The 16,226-nt window shown below is 45.2% G+C and carries 13 protein-coding genes; 9 read left to right on the top strand and 4 right to left on the bottom strand.

Annotated features, from left to right (window positions below; all coding sequences use genetic code 11):
* The first annotated feature begins 475 nt into the window (after positions 1–475).
* Positions 476–2,914, top strand: coding sequence for a PAS domain-containing protein (locus EXU57_RS14855; RefSeq protein ID WP_165958157.1), 2,439 nt, complete (start codon positions 476–478; stop codon positions 2,912–2,914).
* Between the two features lie 821 nt (positions 2,915–3,735).
* Here EXU57_RS14855 and EXU57_RS14850 read toward each other — a convergent pair.
* Both EXU57_RS14850 and EXU57_RS14845 read right to left on the bottom strand, forming a co-directional pair.
* Complete coding sequence (locus EXU57_RS14850) at positions 3,736–6,504, bottom strand: PAS domain S-box protein (protein WP_133269012.1); 2,769 nt, start codon at positions 6,502–6,504, stop codon at positions 3,736–3,738.
* Positions 6,505–6,752: 248 nt separating this feature from the next.
* Positions 6,753–7,169, bottom strand: a complete 417-nt coding sequence (locus EXU57_RS14845; RefSeq protein ID WP_133269011.1) for a response regulator — start codon at positions 7,167–7,169, stop codon at positions 6,753–6,755.
* 81 nt (positions 7,170–7,250) lie between these two features.
* Here EXU57_RS14845 and EXU57_RS14840 point away from each other — a divergent pair, with 81 nt between their 5' ends.
* From EXU57_RS14840 to pncA, 8 genes are all read left to right on the top strand, one after another.
* Complete coding sequence (locus tag EXU57_RS14840) at positions 7,251–8,051, top strand: alpha/beta fold hydrolase (RefSeq protein WP_133269010.1); 801 nt, start codon at positions 7,251–7,253, stop codon at positions 8,049–8,051.
* Between the two features lie 26 nt (positions 8,052–8,077).
* A complete protein-coding gene (locus EXU57_RS14835; RefSeq protein WP_165958156.1) occupies positions 8,078–9,283 on the top strand; it encodes a sensor histidine kinase in 1,206 nt (401 codons plus the stop codon).
* Positions 9,284–9,766: 483 nt separating this feature from the next.
* A complete protein-coding gene (locus EXU57_RS14830) occupies positions 9,767–10,168 on the top strand; it encodes a helix-turn-helix domain-containing protein (protein WP_243745605.1) in 402 nt (133 codons plus the stop codon).
* A 436-nt stretch (positions 10,169–10,604) separates the two neighbouring features.
* Positions 10,605–10,970, top strand: coding sequence for a hypothetical protein (locus EXU57_RS14825; RefSeq protein WP_133269008.1), 366 nt, complete (start codon positions 10,605–10,607; stop codon positions 10,968–10,970).
* Positions 10,949–11,461, top strand: coding sequence for an ice-binding family protein (locus tag EXU57_RS14820; RefSeq protein WP_133269007.1), 513 nt, complete (start codon positions 10,949–10,951; stop codon positions 11,459–11,461). Before EXU57_RS14825 ends, EXU57_RS14820 begins: the two co-directional genes overlap by 22 nt.
* On the top strand, positions 11,448–11,849 hold the full coding sequence (locus EXU57_RS14815; protein ID WP_133269006.1) for an ice-binding family protein: 402 nt from the start codon (positions 11,448–11,450) through the stop codon (positions 11,847–11,849). The genes EXU57_RS14820 and EXU57_RS14815 overlap by 14 nt, the downstream gene beginning before the upstream one ends.
* 14 nt (positions 11,850–11,863) lie before the next feature.
* Positions 11,864–12,241 (top strand): hypothetical protein, encoded by a 378-nt coding sequence (locus EXU57_RS14810; RefSeq protein WP_133269005.1) that lies wholly within the window; start codon positions 11,864–11,866, stop codon positions 12,239–12,241.
* 326 nt (positions 12,242–12,567) lie between these two features.
* Positions 12,568–13,188 carry a bifunctional nicotinamidase/pyrazinamidase gene (gene pncA / locus EXU57_RS14805; protein WP_133269004.1) on the top strand — a complete coding sequence of 207 codons (621 nt, stop codon included), beginning with the start codon at positions 12,568–12,570 and terminating at the stop codon, positions 13,186–13,188.
* 675 nt (positions 13,189–13,863) lie between these two features.
* Here pncA and EXU57_RS14800 read toward each other — a convergent pair.
* Together EXU57_RS14800 and EXU57_RS14795 are read right to left on the bottom strand one after the other, a co-directional pair.
* Entirely contained in the window at positions 13,864–14,619 is a 756-nt protein-coding gene (locus tag EXU57_RS14800) for an energy transducer TonB (RefSeq protein WP_133269003.1), read from the bottom strand.
* A 512-nt stretch (positions 14,620–15,131) separates the two neighbouring features.
* Complete coding sequence (locus tag EXU57_RS14795) at positions 15,132–16,193, bottom strand: aminotransferase class V-fold PLP-dependent enzyme (RefSeq protein WP_133269002.1); 1,062 nt, start codon at positions 16,191–16,193, stop codon at positions 15,132–15,134.
* Positions 16,194–16,226: the final 33 nt, after the last annotated feature.

Here is a 16,226-nt window from a genome sequence, read left to right as displayed (position 1 = left end):
CGCCGTGCCCCCAATTTATTGGTGGGTCGCACTCTTGTACATTAGTTACATTATGCAGCTTTAATGCATTGCAAAAACTTAACTGGATGAAATTGAATTTTAAATGCGAAATGTTGAATGAGGGGCGGTTCAGTAAGGAGTCATGAGTTTAAAATGATGAGTGTGTTTCCGACCAGGTTACATGAACGAGCGGGGAATATGTTGGATCTTATATGTTGCAGGTTAAGGAAAGATGATTGGGTGATAATTAAAGCTTTGGGAAGGATTATGAGTAGGTTCTGACCCGTTGGGGTTAGCGGGCGGACTTTTGCAATATCGCCTTACCGGCAGGTCAATTTGAAGACGCCGCTTAGCTAATGACCTTCATTCCCCTTTCTTTACAACGAAAAGGGTCGGCACGGGGCTGCATTCCATGTTCGTTGACCTCAAAGCAGTCGACCAAAAGAGATTATCCCTATCTTCAGTTTCACTTTCTATGTTAAACGACTCCATCAATCTTACGGCCGACGATAGATCTGGTTATATCAGGCTTTTTGATGCCTTTCCCGGCAACCATTTGCTTATCGAAGCCAACCCACCCCATTATACCCTGCTAGCAGTTACTCCTCAAAGGCTGATCGAAGTTGGTTTGGCCAGGGAAGCGATAATTGGAAAACCGCTGTTTGAGGTTCACCCCGGCAACAGTAACGATCCATCCGATAACGGACCACGCAGTCTCCGCAATTCTTTAGCGCTGGTTCTCCACAACAAACAGGCGCATCACCTGCCGGTTCAGCGTTATGATCTGCCCAATGATCAAGGCTCCTTCTCCGAAATGTATTGGCGGGCAAGCAATCGGCCGGTGCTCAACCAGGAAGGTGAGGTTGCCTTTATCATTCATACCGCAGAAAACATTACGCAGGAGGTACATTCTGGCCGAATGGCAGAAAAGATGAAAGGCATGGAGCAGGCTTACAATCTTTTTATGCAAACACCGATACCGGTATGCATCCTGATGGGACCGGACCTGATCATTGAAATGGCCAATGACCCAACCCTGCAGCTATGGGGAAGGGGGCGTGAGGTGATTGGTCTTCCCCTGGAGCACGCCCTGCCGGAGGTAATTGGCCAGGGATATATTTCCCTGATGGATGAAGTAAGGGAAAGTGGTATAGCCAGACAGGTTTACGAAAGCCCGGTTAAACTCATCCGAAACGGAAAGGAGGAGAACATTTATGTCAACTATATCTACCAGCCTTATTTTGAAGACAGGAGCCCAAAGGCTGTTGGTGTACTGGCCATTGGTAACGAAGTCACCATGCAGGTCCACCTTAGAAGCATGGCCAATGAAAGTGAAGGGCGTTTTCGCACGATAGCCGACCAGGCACCTATGATGGTCTTTTTGGCCGACACCGAGGCTGTGGTAACTTTTTGGAACCGCTATTGGCTGGATTTTACCGGGCAAAGTTTCGAACAGTCGCTTGGCCGTTCATGGCACGACATTGTTCATCCGGACGATTGTGAAGAGCTTTTGCAAAGCTATTTTGGCGCTGCCCGGTCACAACAGAATTATTCAGTTGAAGCGCGGATGATGCGTTCGGATGGAGCGTACCGCTATTTTTTATTCACCGGTGGGCCACATTATGCTCCCGATGGATCAATACGTGGAAGTATCGGCACCGGTGTGGACATTCACGACCGGAAACTTGCCGAAAACGCATTGCAGGAAAGTGAGATAAATCTTCGGAATACCATCCTGCGATCACCCGTTGCCACCTGTATTCTCAAAGGTCGTTCTTTGGTGGTATACATTGCCAATACCCGGATGTTCGAGCTCTGGGGAAGAGGCCCCGAAAAACTGATGGATAAACCCGTATTTGAAGCCCTTCCCGAAGCACGTAATCAGGGCGCGGAAAAGTTGCTGTTGAAGGTGTTTGATACAGGTGTAACCATTACCGCCAATGAAAGTGCCATACAGTTGCTAAGAGAAGGTGTGCTGCAACAGATCTATGTTAATTATACCTTCCAGCCCTATTATCATGCAAACGGAAGCATTGAAGGGGTGGTAGCTGTGGCAATTGAAGTTACCGAACAGGTAAAAGCTCGTAGGGAAATCGAGCAAATTGTAACCAAACGCACAAACGAGTTGGCGGAAGCTAATGAAGCGCTCACCGCCAGCAACCGTGAACTCGAACGATCAAATATAAACCTGAGCGAATTTGCCTATGCCGCATCTCATGATTTAAAAGAGCCCATACGTAAGATGCAGGTCTTTGCCGATCGTATCAAAGCGAGTTTGGGTGATCGTTTATCCGCAAATGAAAGGCACTTTTTCCAGCGCATGGAAGCAGCTGCAGAACGGATGGCTTCACTTATTGATAGCTTGTTGTCGTTTTCGGAGGTGAGTATCCAACCGAAGAATCATGAAGACGTAGACTTCAACGAACTTATCGATGTTGTATTAGATGACCTTCAGCTGCAAATTGAAAACAAAAAAGCAATCATCGAGGTAGACCCGTTATTTAGCATTAAGGGTCATCACCGCCAGTTGCAACAAGCCTTCCAAAACCTGCTTGCAAATGCTTTGAAATATGCAAAACCGGGTGGGGTACCCCATATCAAAGTCAGCTGTAATAAGGTGGTGGGTAAAGAGACTCCGCTAGCCTTGCCCGAGCGGGAGCACGAAAGAGCTTTTTACTGTGTTACCGTGAAGGATAATGGCATTGGCTTCGAACAAGAGCATGCGGATCGCATCTTCAACGTTTTCACCAGGCTGCCGGTATTACCCGAATACAAAGGAACCGGCATTGGCTTGTCCATCGTCAGGAAGGTTATTGAAAATCATCATGGACACATCTGGGCCGAATCGCGCTTAAATGAAGGCGCCTCCTTTAACGTGTTATTACCGGTGGAACCATGGTTGGGGGCTAAGTAAAAAGTAAAAAGTCAAAAGTCAAAAATAAAAAGGAAAACATCTAAAGTCTCCGCGGCTTATCGTGCATCATTCATTTTCCATCGAAGAGCACCATTCAACATCTAACCTTCAATATCATCATCGCTCGTTGATATTTCCTAGTCGGGAACACACTCATAATTCCTAACTCATAATTCATAACTCCTCACTGGAACCACCGCTCATACAACATGCAACATGCAACATACAACATCCAACATAATCCCCTGCTCGTTAATATAACCTGGTCGGAAACACACTCATTATTCTTAATTCAATGTCGTTTACTTAAGGTGAGTGGCAGAAATTGGTGAATAAAGGGATGCGGTACAAGGGAGTGACACAACGATGGCAAACAGAATTCCCACAGCTAGTCACCAAAATTTTCTCTTAAGTAAGCGACATTGATTCTTAATGCATAACTCAACCGTCTTCATACAACATTCAACATATAACATACAACATAATCCCTGCTCGTTGTTATAATTTGATCGGAAACACACTCATCATTCTTAATTTAACTCATAACTCAAACGTCCTCATACAACGTTCAACATATAACATACAACATAATTCCTGCTCGTTGTTATAATTTGATCGGAAACACACTCATCATTCTTAATTCTTAACTCATAACTCATACAACATTCAACATATAACATACAACATCCAACATAATTCCCTGCTCGTTGTTATAATTTGATCGGAAACACACGCATCATTCTTAATTCTTAACTCATAACTCATACAACATTCAACATATAACATACAACATAATTCCCGCACATCATCGGACCATTAACTTACAGCTCACAACTCAGGAAAATTCGAAAAGTTGACCCAACGTCCGGTGTGCTATCCACCTGGATAAACCCTTTGTGATTTTCTACCACCTTTTTTACAATAGACAAACCAACACCTGTTCCGCTATACTCCGCTTTGCCATGCAGGCGAATAAACATCTGGAAAATCCTGTGGGCGTATTCTTGTTTAAATCCAATGCCATTGTCGGTAATGGTGAGCTGGTGATACATCCGCCCATTTTCTTCAACCTGGCTGGCGGTGATGTCGATGTGTAAGGGCACATCAGGCCTGCTATACTTCAGGGCGTTACTGACCAGGTTCTGTAATAACTGCTGCAATTGCCGGCCGTGGCCTTGTACGACCGGTAGTTTGCCGATGCGGATCGCTGCTTTTTTTTCGGCGATGTCTACTTCAAGATCCTCCAGCACGCGGTGCACTTTTTGGTTCAGGTCAACCCGTTCAATCTCGCGGGGTCGTTGACTTACATGGGAGTACAGCAGCAGGTCATCAATAAGATTGCCCATGCGGTCTGTCGCATTTTCGATCCGGCTAAACGCCCATTTTTGGTTTTCCAGCAATTGTGTATGCAGCTGGTTTTTCAGTTGATGCGTAAAGAAGTGAATTTTCCTGATTGGTTCTTTCAAGTCATGTGAAGCCGCATAGGCAAACTCCTCCAAATTCTGGTTAGACCGTTTCAGTTCGTCATTCAGGTTTTCCAGTTCCAGTGTTCTCTCCAACACCCGCCGTTGTAATTCGGCTTCACTTTCTTTTAAGTGTTGCTGGTAAACCATTTCCTGGGTAACGTCCTGAACAACACCGAACACCAGGTAGGCCCTGTCATAGTCATCAAAGCGAATTTTATTAAACGAACGAAGGTGGCGTAGGGTACCGTCACATGGATCGACAACCCGAAAAATGATGTCAATCGGTTCGTTTGCTTCCGTAGGAGTGGCGTTCCTGAATGCCGCCATAAACCGTGAGCGATCTCCCGGGTGAACCTGGTCGAGCAGGGTGGCGGTCCGCAAGTCTTGCCCCTCGATGCCAAACCAGTTCAATAGGCGGGTTGAACAGCTGGCCACATCGTTGAGCAGGTCAACACGGTAATGCCCAAGACTGGCTACATCAATTGCCAGCTGCAATTCGTGGCCCTTCTCTTCAATCACCTTTCTGGCCTTTACCTGTTCAGTAACTTCGGTTGCTACGTCCATGACGCCGACAATGGTTTCGTCTTCGATAATGGGCGTATAACTAAAATTGAAGTACCGTTCTTCCGATACCCCCTCCCGCATAAGTGGCACGAGTACTTCATTGCCATACTCTGCTTTCCCGGTTTTGTAAACCGAAAGAATACGCTCATACCCGTCCTGGCCCTTCAACTCCGGTATGGTCTCCAGCAACGGCCGGTTAAGCAGGGATATGTTTTTCCCGATCATCTGGATCATCCGTTCATTGATTGTATCCACGATCATTTCTTCGCCCCGGAGGATGAGCATAGCAACGGGAGCCGAATGAATGATGTTCCGCAATTGCCTGTCTTTTTCGATCAGTGCCTCTTCTGATCTTTTGCGTTCGGTGATGTCCGTAAAAAGCAGGGCAACTCTAAGGCTCCCGGGTTCCCCAATACGAAAAGCGAAAACGTCGAACCACTTGCCCATTGCTTTGGAACCTTCGTTGAATCGTTTGGCTTCCCCGGTAAGCGCCACCCGGCCGTACAGTTCGAACCAATGTGGTTCCAGGTCGGGAACCAGTTCCCGGGCTGTTTTACCAATGGCGCCGACTAAGCCGGTTTGTTTTTCAAACATGGGATTGGCTTCAACGAACCGATAATTGATGGGTGTATTTGACTCGTTGAAGATGATTTCCAGGACGCAAAACCCCTGGTCCATACTATCGAAAAGAGCACGGTACTTTGTTTCGCTTTCTTCCACCCTTTTTTGCGCAAGCACCTTCTCAGTCACATCGTTGCCGATAGTCAACACTCCGACTACTGTAGTATTGTTCCCTTCGTAATAGGGCTCATAATCAAAATTGATGTAAGCTATCTCCGGTATTCCGTCCCTCGTTAAGGTGACGGGACTTTCATAAAGGCGTTTCGCCATCCCTGTTGTCATTACGGAATCGATCATGTCTGCATAGCCCTGGTCCTGTATTTCGGGTACCGCTTGTCGGAGGGGTAGTCCAATGGCGTCGTTTGTTATATGCCAGAGTTTCAGTGCGGGCTCATTGGCCAGTTCAATAACAAGATCGGCCCCTTTAAGCAGGCATACGGCAACAGGTGTTTGCCGGAAAAGATTATTGACCATTTCCATCCCTTTTATGCCCGCTTCCCGCCTTTCTGCCCTGACCAGTTCAGTGATGTCTTCCGACGTATGGAGAACGTACTTAACCTCGCCGTCGGGTGCCGTAACCGGTGCATTGCTGACCCGCCAGTATTTTTCGGTAAAAGTGCCATCATCATTTTTCAGATCATAGCGTTGCATGGGTAAAAAGTGCGGCTGCCCTTGTTGGCATACATGCTGATAGGACAGGAGCAGTTCCTTCCCGGCATTCCGGTTTGCGCAGCTGGTAACGTCAAAGGCCTCAAAAACCCCTTTGCCAATCAAGGCGGCTTTCGATAAATCGGTTTGCTTTAAGTAACCAGGCGTTACGGCCAGAATGGTGAACCGGGGTGGGTCGTTTTGCACAAGCACATGATTGCCCGGAAGTGCTTCAAATAAGGCTATATAACTCGTTTCAGCAAGCTGAAAAGGGATAGAATCGTAAGTCATAAAGGATAATCGTGAAGGTAGGGAATATCTTCATCGCAGCACGGGCTTCAACCCTGCAGGAGTTGGGGCAGCAGACTACCCATGATTTGCCGGAATGCACAGTGAAACACTAGCTAAACATGCCAGGCAACCTGGTAGCCCAGGGACCAAAGCTGATGTTTGAAGAAGTGCAAACAGGGGGTGGTGTCGTCGTCCACTGTTCACTGCGAAGGGGTTTATTATGCAACAGACAGGCTGGCGCTGAAGAACTAAGAGGTTGGAGGCATTCCTTTACCGGATACAATTGCATCAACAACTCTTTCGTACCCGCTATAGGTCAGAGGTTTCTGTAGAAATGCAGTGCAGCCCATCTTCATGCAAACCACTTCATCTTCCTTTCTGGAGGTTGCAGAAAAAACGATCACGGGCAGATTGGCAAAACGAACATCGGCTTTAAGTGCCTCAAGCGTTTCAAACCCATTTTTCACCGGCATATTAAGGTCGAGCACAATGATTTCGCTGCCATCGAGGGTAATTACATCCAATCGCTCCAGTAGTGCAGCGCCATTGGCCAGCTGCTCTACTTTGCCATTAAAACCCCTTTTTTGCAGAATACCTGCAAGAAAGCCGCGGTCATCAGCATCGTCGTCGGTAATAAACAGGGTACTAATGTCATTTTTCGGCATAGGTACAAAAGCTGTCACGTTAAAAAATCAAAGTTACTTGCTTGAAAGTTAACACCGTAATTTGTCAATAAATTAACCAAAATGGATGCCTCAATTTTAAGCCGTAACAATGTAAAGGTGTCGGGGGAGGGTACTCGACCCATCATGTTTGCACATGGCTTTGGCTGCGACCAGAACATGTGGCGATTTGTTGCACCGGCATTCGAAAAAGACTACCAGGTAATCCTGTTTGACTTTGTCGGTTCGGGAAAGTCTGATCTTGCTGCCTATGACGCCGGTAAATATTCCAGCCTGAGGGGTTATGCGGACGATGTGCTGGAGATTTGCGAAGCCTTGAAGTTGAAAAATGTAATCTTCGTCGGGCATTCCGTAAGTTCGATGATTGGTGTAATCAGTGCAAACCTGCAGCCACAGCTTTTTGACAGGCTTATTTTCGTGGGTCCCTCGCCCAGATATATTAACGACCCCGATTACACCGGGGGATTTGAGCAGGCAGACATAGAGGAATTATTGGAAACCATGGACCGAAACTATATTGGGTGGTCAAACTTTCTCGCCCCGGCCATTATGAGCAACCCGGATCGTCCGGAGTTAGCCGCCGAGTTGGTAGAAAGTTTCTGTTCAACTGATCCGGTTATTGCCAGGAAATTTGCGGAGGTAACCTTTCTTTCAGACAACCGCCAGGACATCAAAAAGCTTAAAATTCCATCGCTGATTATGCAATGTTCAGAGGATATGATTGCCCCGCTGGTAGTTGGTGAATACCTTTACAAGAACACCCCTGGCAGTGCGATGAAGGTATTGAAGGCAACGGGACATTGCCCTCACGTGAGCCATCCCGAAGAAACCATTGATGTTATGAAAGCATATCTTTCTAAATAAGCTAAACCCTATTGTATATGGTGCAAATGAGCGAGGACCTGGATTATGCACCGTGTGGCTTTCTGGAGATTGATGCCTCCGGCACCATTACAGCTATCAATGCTACATTTCTTGACCTCCTTTCATATTCGGAGAAAAACGAAATCATTGGTCAACATATCGAAAAGCTGTTCACCATCGCGAGCCGGATCTTTTACCAAACCCACTTTTTTCCACTCGTACAATTGCACGGTAATGCACAGGAAATCTTCTTTACCTTAAAAGCAAAAAGTGGGGAACGTTTGGAGGTTATCTGTAATGCAGTTTCAAAAACAAGAGCAGATACGAAGATTATACAATGCATTTTTATCCCAATTACCGAACGAGGTAAATATGAGCGCGAGCTGCTTAGCGCAAGGCGCCGTGCCGAGGAGGCACTTGAAAAGAACATTGAACTGAACCAGGCAAAAAAGGAGCTTGAGTTGAACAGCCTGGTGCTTGATCGTAAAATCAGCCAGTTGAAGCAGGTTAACGCTGACATTACCCAATTTAGCAAGAGCATTTCACACGATATACAGGAGCCCATTCGAAAGATCGCGGTGCTTGCAGACCGGATCGTTGTTGAAGTCGCCGGTTCACTACCGGCAGCCCGGATAGAAGACCTGGAGAAGATCAACCGGGAATGCAAAAACCTTCGGCAGCTTATTATCTTTCTTGATCGTTTCATTAGCCTTAATAACGTTGCCGAAGAGATGAGCCTGTTTTCACTGAGTGAAGCTATTTTGTCAGCCTTTCACCAGGCTGCAGGGCAAGCAGGAGAGGTGCATGTTGCGTTCAATGCCGAAGAACTTCCAATTATCGAAGGATATAAAAGCCAGATTGCACTGCTGTTTATGAATATTATCGACAATTCTATAAAATTCAGAAGTGAGGACAGGCTGTTATCGATCCATATAACCGGTGATGTTGTGCAACATAATACCTACAGGGTATTGAAGAACAAATATCGCTACGCAGAATTTTTGAAAATCACCGTGAGCGACAACGGAAAAGGTTTTCTGATTAAAAATGAAGAGGAGATTTTTCGGCTACAAAAACTCATCAACGATCATGGCCAGGCGCTCGGTTTTGGACTGGCCTTGAGTAAAAAGATTGTTGACAATCATTTTGGAAACATTTCGGTAGCTTCTACCATCGGTGGGGGAACGATTGTTACGATATTTCTGCCCCTTAGCCAGCAAGAACCGCAGTAGTTACCCGGTATGTTTAATGCAAACTGCCATTTAACATTGGCTTGGTTATGCTTACCCTCAAATACATCTCAGCAAACTCCGAACTAAACATCCAGGCCGCGTATTCTGAAGACCATAGCGAAACGTAATTTCCCTGCTTTATCAATGATCATAGTATTTATACTTATTTGTTGGTGTGTATTACTAAGGCAATTGCAATAATATTCAATACGCGCGGGAAAACATCGGCGTTATAAGCGGGAAATATTCAAATGTCGGCTATAGTAACGCTTCTTTTGAAGAACGTCCGGTATAAAGTATGATCCTTTTTGTACCGGAAAATTGTCTGAAATTATATATTAAATACATGGTTAGCCTCAGGTGTAAGATGATGGTGGAAAAAGAACTGAAAAGCTCGGGATAAAAAAAGTAGTTGTTGACCTTGGCGTTGTTGATGTACTCGACGACCTGACACCAAAAGTTCGTGAACAGCGTAAGGGCAACTTGCTTAAATCGGGACTTGAACTGCTGGACGACAGAAAAAGCATCCTGATAGAAAAAATAAAAACCGTGATTACTGAAATGATTCATTACTCAGATGAATTGCCAGGTACAAATTATTCTGATTATATCGAAAAGAAGTTAAATCACGATTACACCTACCTCGCAAACATATTTTCAGAAGTAAAAGGCATTACCATACAACAGTTCATTATTATTCACAAAATTGAAAAAGTAAAAGAGCTGCTGTTGTATAACGAACTTAACCTGACAGAAATTGCATATAAGCTTCATTATAGCAGCGTGGCGCACTTGTCGAACCAGTTAAAAAGAATTACCGGTCTTTCTCCATCCTTCTACCGTCAACTAAAGCAAAAGCGCAAAACCACCCTCGAGAACGTATAGTCTTGCGAGTTATTCATGCAAGTGCAACATCCGGATATAAAACTGTTGCCGTTTTACAGGAATTATTTATTTCGAAAAAATGCGTTTAATAATATATTCTATGAATTAAACAGGAAATGTATCAACGCTAAATAAGCACAAGGAAAGGTGCAAAAGATATAAACTCCGCAACTTACAAAGCAGTACCCCTTTATGAATTTTTGCTTAGTAATATCATTGGTTTACATATTGGGAGGTGACTGCTTTTCGAGCCGGGCGGGACAATTGGGCTGCACATTTATGGAAGAATAATTCTCCTCATTTTATTATTCTGCCAATTTCGGAAAGTGTGATTTGTATAACCTTTCCATGTAAATGTGTAATAGTGTTGTGCTTTAAGCAGCGCATCTTTGTAATGTGAAAATAATTCACAACTAAATCCAATTCCAAGGAAACAATGTTACGCTATTATCTAACCGCTATTACACTATTAACTTCTCTGACAGCCACGTTTGCGCAGACACTTAATCGTCGTACTGCAGGCGATTTTGTACTTTTTACTTCCAACGGAGCTGTTGGGAATACGGGGCGTTCCCATCTTACCGGCGATGTAGGCTCCAATAGTGGGGCGATAACCGGCTTTGGTAATGTAAACGGTGTTATGCACAACATCGATGGCGCAAGTGCACAGGCTGCTGCCGATTTACTGCTGGCATATTACCCGGTCGATACCACCACACCCGGCTTTTTTCGTGCCCCCCTGTTAGGCAATGGCGATACACTTAGGCCGGTGTTTATGCAATTAATGGAAATGCAACTTTAAACCTGGCACTTAACCTCGACGCCCAGGGAAATGCAAACGCCGTGTTCCTTATCCAGATTGAAGGAACGCTTTCGACCAATGCTCTTTCGCAGGTTAACCTGGTTAACGGTGCAAAGGCATGTAATGTATTTTGGAAAGTTGAGGGTCTTGTAAGTATGGCTAGCGGAACCGCAATGCGAGGTACCGTTATTGTGAACAATGCTGCTATTATTATGGGGACCGGAACTACGCTTGAAGGAAGAGCTCTGTCTACCACAGGTGCGATTTCTGTTAGCGGTGTTACTGCGAAAGTGCCTGTTGGTTGTGGAAGCCCGGTGTTAACCGGTCCGTCTGCACCAGGTCTTGCTTCAGTAGCTTGTTATGCGCTGTTTTCAGGTAATGGCGCTGTTACAAACAGCGGGATCACCAACGTTACCGGCGATGTTGGAACAAACGTAGGTTTAGCGGTAGGATATAATCCCTTAACCGTAATGTCGTGTGGAAGGCCATGAAGATAATTATAAACGGGTTTTATTGCTTAACGGCGCACAGGCCGCAAATGTGTTTTGGAAAGTGGAAGGTGCGGTTAATTTGAACAATTTTTCTGAGTTGAAAGGAACGATCATTTGCAATAACGGCGCCGTGAGTATCAACACAGGCTCGGTGCTCAATGGCAGGGCGCTTACGACTACGGGTGCACTGAGCACTGCGGCTGTTACGGTAACAATACCTTCTTCGGCAGGTTGCCGTTCGCTTCCGGTGAGTTGGTTGTATTTCCGCAGTAAGCTGGTACAAAAAACGGTGCTACTGGAGTGGGCAACCGCTAATGAAATCAATAATAGCTTCTTTACCATCGAAAAAAGTGGTGACGGAAGGAAGTTTGAAGTGCTGACTACGTAGCTGCCGGTGCAGGAATGTCAAAAGCAGAATACGCTTTTACCGACAGGCAACCGTACGCGCTGAATTACTACCGGATATCGCAAACAGACACGGATGGCCAAAGCAAGTACTTCAGTACCGTAACGGTGAAGTTGAACCCTAATAAAGAATTGGAGGCGATGCACTATGTACAACAGGATAATGTATATGTGCAGGTAGCAGGTGCAACCCCGGGCAAAGGTTCACTTGTATTGTACAATAAGGAGGGTAAGAAATTAGCCTCACAAAGCATCATGATGACCAACGACGTAAGCACTTATAAGATAGAGAAACCTGTTCGAAATGGTGTTTACCTGTTGAGTGTTGAAAGCAATGGTCGTAAGTTGTACAATGCAAAAGTTATGATATTCTAAATCACACACTGCAAAAAAGCACAACATTGTGTTACCTGATCTGTGTATTTCCCGATTGAACACAACAGGGAAACACCAGGAAGATTTAATAACCGGATCCATTGAAAACTAAGCCGTCTTAAACGTGAAATTTTAAGGCGGTTTCTATTTAACAAGGTTCCACTGCTCCCGGTCCCTTTTAGGAGACCCCAGCGGGACTAAGATTTTTCATTGCCTGGAATGTTCCATCTCCTCTCATCCGTGTTCCTGGCCTGCTCACTCTTCAGGACCCCGGATCAACAATCCCGATCATGTACCTTTACTGACTAACAACGATACGACCTGTTATGAAAGCACTGGTGCTAATTGACATACAAAACGATTTTTTACCCGGAGGTGCATTGGCAGTTCCGGATGGGGATGCTATCATACCCGTGGTAAACCAAATTCAGGAATGTTTTGACCTTGTTGTGGCTACGCAGGACTGGCATCCGCAGGAACATAAAAGTTTTGCTTCCAGTCACCCTGGCACCAAAGTTTTTGAAACGATTCAACTCAATGGACTAAGCCAGGTACTTTGGCCCGATCACTGTTTACAGGGCAGCTATGGTGCCGCTCTCAGTGATGCCGTCACTTGGCTAAAAACAGAAGCCATTTTCCGAAAAGGTACCGACCTCGAAATCGACAGCTATAGCGGGTTTTACGACAACGGGCATTTAAAATCTACGGGGCTGGGAAATTACTTGAGGGGTAAAGGAATAAAGGAAGTTTATGTCGCCGGCCTTGCTGCCGATTACTGCGTTTTTTATACTGCGAAGGATGCGCTGGCGGAAGGTTTCTCAACGATCTTAATCCATGATGCTACCCGTGCCATCAGTAACGAAGGATTTAGAAAAGCCAAACTTGAGCTATCAAAAATGGGAGGGAAGATTATCCGGTCTGATGATTTGAGGGGATCAAACACATGAAAGCTACTCGGTAGCTTTTTTTCTTTTTGGGACCGGCAGAGGGAGGGCTATTGGGCATCGTTGCCACAGTCTACCCCGCCTAAGCGGGGCTCGCTTGTGCAGTATACCATTACTGGGCAAATTATACCAGCAAGGGGCTTAACCAATCGACATTAATGTAATGTAAAATGGTGCAATGCGGCGATTCAGAGGCTTGCTTCTGAACAACTTGCTACCTGCCACAAAGGTGGAGATAATTCAAAATGAACAATGGAAAATAAACCTTGCATAGTTAGAGCCGCTTTGCTCCAGTTGACAATTGGGGGTACTTCCTCCCAATACCTCAGTACCGTTTCTGGACCTTTCAGTTCGATTTTCTGCAGAAGCTTGCTTCCTCTGTGCCCTTTGCGAAAAAACTCCGCAAACTCTGCGTTAAAGAAAGAACTATTCTTGAAGCTGAGTCTTGTTCTGCCGTTCGAATTTGGATAGGGCTGGGGGTGCCTTCCTCCCAATACCACAATACCCCATGTCGACTCTGGTTTTGTTCTCTGCGAAAGCTTGCTTCCTCTGCTCCCTTTGCGAAAACCTTCGGTAACTCTGCGTTAAACAAATAACTTTTCTCGAAGCTGAGTCTTGTTCCAGGCTTTGAGGCGACCAGGCTATCGGCTATGCTCGTTCCCTGGGGTGTCCTCAACCTTATTTCACGCCTTGCACCGGCTGAAAAGCAATGGTTCGACTGACCTCGGAAACAATGGGTTCGTTATTTAAAATTGCAGGTTCCCAGGCCGGAGATTCCCTGAGCACTCTTAAAACTTCTGCCCCGCATGCCTTGCATTTTGGAGGTACCGAAACAGCCTTTAGGTTCGTAGGGATCCCGTCCTTATTCACCGTAAATTGAACCTGTACTTCATAAGTTCCCGCAGCTAATCCCAAATCGGCGGCCAATGTTGCGTTTAGGTTTTTTTGCAAATACTTCTTCCAACCTTCCTCACCTCCTTTAAACCGGGCTTCGCGTTCCACGACAAAATTCTTAATCTCCCTGCCCGTTTCATCCCAACCTTTTTGCAACTCTATTCCTTTGTCTGAGTAAACCGTGTATGAACGCTTATCACCGGACTTGTAGAAATAGGTTTTGTTCAACGGTTTTCCATCTGCATAATCGATGGTATAATCCAATTTGCCGTTCTCCAAATAATAGTTCACACTACCTACAGCCGTTTCCACGTTTGTTTCATTATAATCACCTTCTGATTTCAAGACATTTCCTTTCGTGTAGTATTCCACTCCATGCCACAGGTTAGCCTGCCGGTAAAATTTTACATAGCTTATCGCGCTGTCTTTAGTGGTTTCCTTTCGACTTTTACCGTAGTACCTGATGGTAGTATCCGACTGCGAGAGGGACGGCAAATAGTTGAAAACGACAATGAAAACCGAGAGAAATAATTGTTTCATATTTACGACATAAGACTTAAATATACCTATTTCTGCCATGGTTCATTTAGCTCTGCGCCGTAAAAAAGTCATAAAAATTAAAAAGAAATACGAGATGCCGGTGTTTCAAAAGTTCGATTGAACTCCCGACCAGGTCATGTTCAATGATCTGACCAGAACGAGATCTGATGTACAGCGTTTCAACTTATCAACTTTTCTCTAAACGTACTTCCAATACCTCGATACCCAATACCTAACACCAAATCCCTTCCCGTTCTTTGCGAAAAACGCAGCGTCCTCTTCGGTAAAAGAAAGTATGATTGCACACCGAACCACTTTTCAAGCAATATCGTTACGTTGTCCCCATCCAGGTTGAGTTATGGAACACGGGTGAGAGATTGCCTTAGATGAAGCAAGATGATCAGAGCCGAATTAGCTGTAAGCGAGTGAATACAAGGTTTGACTGTTTCCCAGTTTCGAAGTAGGTGATAAGGCAACAGTCTGCCAGCACCAACAAATGTTCTCGGAAAAAATTACAAAAAAGCCGAATGCCTACTCTTTAAAACGGGAACTGCAACTATTCGTTTCAGAACATCGATGAATCTTTTGAGCTCGGCTTCTTTGTAATAACCAAATAATGCAATCTGACACCAATCTCTGCTGCGCAGGTATTCACTTTCACAACTACAAACAATGTTTTCTGCTAATAATCTGCCAGCCATTTCTTTTGTCGTATTAGCTGGTGAACTCATGGTAAACACTCTTGATCCGGGATTGTGAAAGAGAAGAATTTTACCGTCGTTTAACACGCTGAAACAACGCTGTGAGTAATCCTCTATCAGCTCAAACTGCTCACAATTTAATTTCTGCCTTACGGACACGTTTAGTGCATGTACAAGGTTTGATGAAATGGTATACGGCACGCCATCTTTTTTTTTATAGTGGCTGAGATCAAAATAAAAAGGTATCTCACCTGAAGGGGCAGGTTCGATATTGGAAAAAAGGATAGCAAGGCCGGGTATGGATGCAAGACCTTTACCGGAAGATGCACTGGCCATGGTGACATTAGAAAGATCGAGTGAATAAGTGCCCACCGTGCTCATGCAGTCAGCAAAACATTGACAGCTGTATCGCTTACAAATTTCTGCAATACCTTCCAGGTCATTCATCACCCCGGTGGATGTTTCGCAGTGGCAAAAAAAAACCCACTTTATTTCATGATTCTTCACTCGAGTCTCAAATGCAGTTAGGTTAATCTGCTCTCCCCAGGCCAGGCTCATCTGGTGAAAGGTCAGACCCCAACGTGTTCCCTGCCTGATAAGCCTTTCGCCAAACTCGCCGTTGGAGAGTATCAATCCTTTACCCCCAAACATTTTTATTTGGCAGATCATGGCTTCGTTCGCTGCCGTTCCACTACCCGTAAGTAGATAGCATCTACTCGTGTTAGACGCAGTACATAAAAATTGGGTTGTATTGTAGTATAATCGAAGAAAATCTGCTGACCTATGGGAAACAGGTGCTGAAGCCAGGGCTGCAAGTACCTGCTGCGAAATATGGACAGGTCCCGTACTTACGTTGATCGTTTCACTCGTCATAGCCTGGAAGTTGTTCTGAAAGGTTTATTATGC

It is taken from the genome of Segetibacter sp. 3557_3 (assembly GCF_004354985.1).
Classification (GTDB): domain Bacteria; phylum Bacteroidota; class Bacteroidia; order Chitinophagales; family Chitinophagaceae; genus Segetibacter.
The sequence above is the reverse complement of the archived record's forward strand: the minus strand, read 5'-3'. Positions and strand labels throughout refer to the sequence as shown.

Bases quoted from the DNA above. Each gene is read 5' to 3' on its own strand.
- EXU57_RS14855 (WP_165958157.1), top strand. From the start codon at position 476: ATGTTAAACGACTCCATCAATCTTACGGCCGACGATAGATCTGGTTAT.
- EXU57_RS14850 (WP_133269012.1), bottom strand. From the start codon at position 6,504: ATGACTTACGATTCTATCCCTTTTCAGCTTGCTGAAACGAGTTATATA.
- EXU57_RS14845 (WP_133269011.1), bottom strand. From the start codon at position 7,169: ATGCCGAAAAATGACATTAGTACCCTGTTTATTACCGACGACGATGCT.
- EXU57_RS14840 (WP_133269010.1), top strand. From the start codon at position 7,251: ATGGATGCCTCAATTTTAAGCCGTAACAATGTAAAGGTGTCGGGGGAG.
- EXU57_RS14835 (WP_165958156.1), top strand. From the start codon at position 8,078: ATGAGCGAGGACCTGGATTATGCACCGTGTGGCTTTCTGGAGATTGAT.
- EXU57_RS14825 (WP_133269008.1), top strand. From the start codon at position 10,605: ATGTTACGCTATTATCTAACCGCTATTACACTATTAACTTCTCTGACA.
- EXU57_RS14810 (WP_133269005.1), top strand. From the start codon at position 11,864: ATGTCAAAAGCAGAATACGCTTTTACCGACAGGCAACCGTACGCGCTG.
- pncA (WP_133269004.1), top strand. From the start codon at position 12,568: ATGAAAGCACTGGTGCTAATTGACATACAAAACGATTTTTTACCCGGA.
- EXU57_RS14800 (WP_133269003.1), bottom strand. From the start codon at position 14,619: ATGAAACAATTATTTCTCTCGGTTTTCATTGTCGTTTTCAACTATTTG.
- EXU57_RS14795 (WP_133269002.1), bottom strand. From the start codon at position 16,193: ATGACGAGTGAAACGATCAACGTAAGTACGGGACCTGTCCATATTTCG.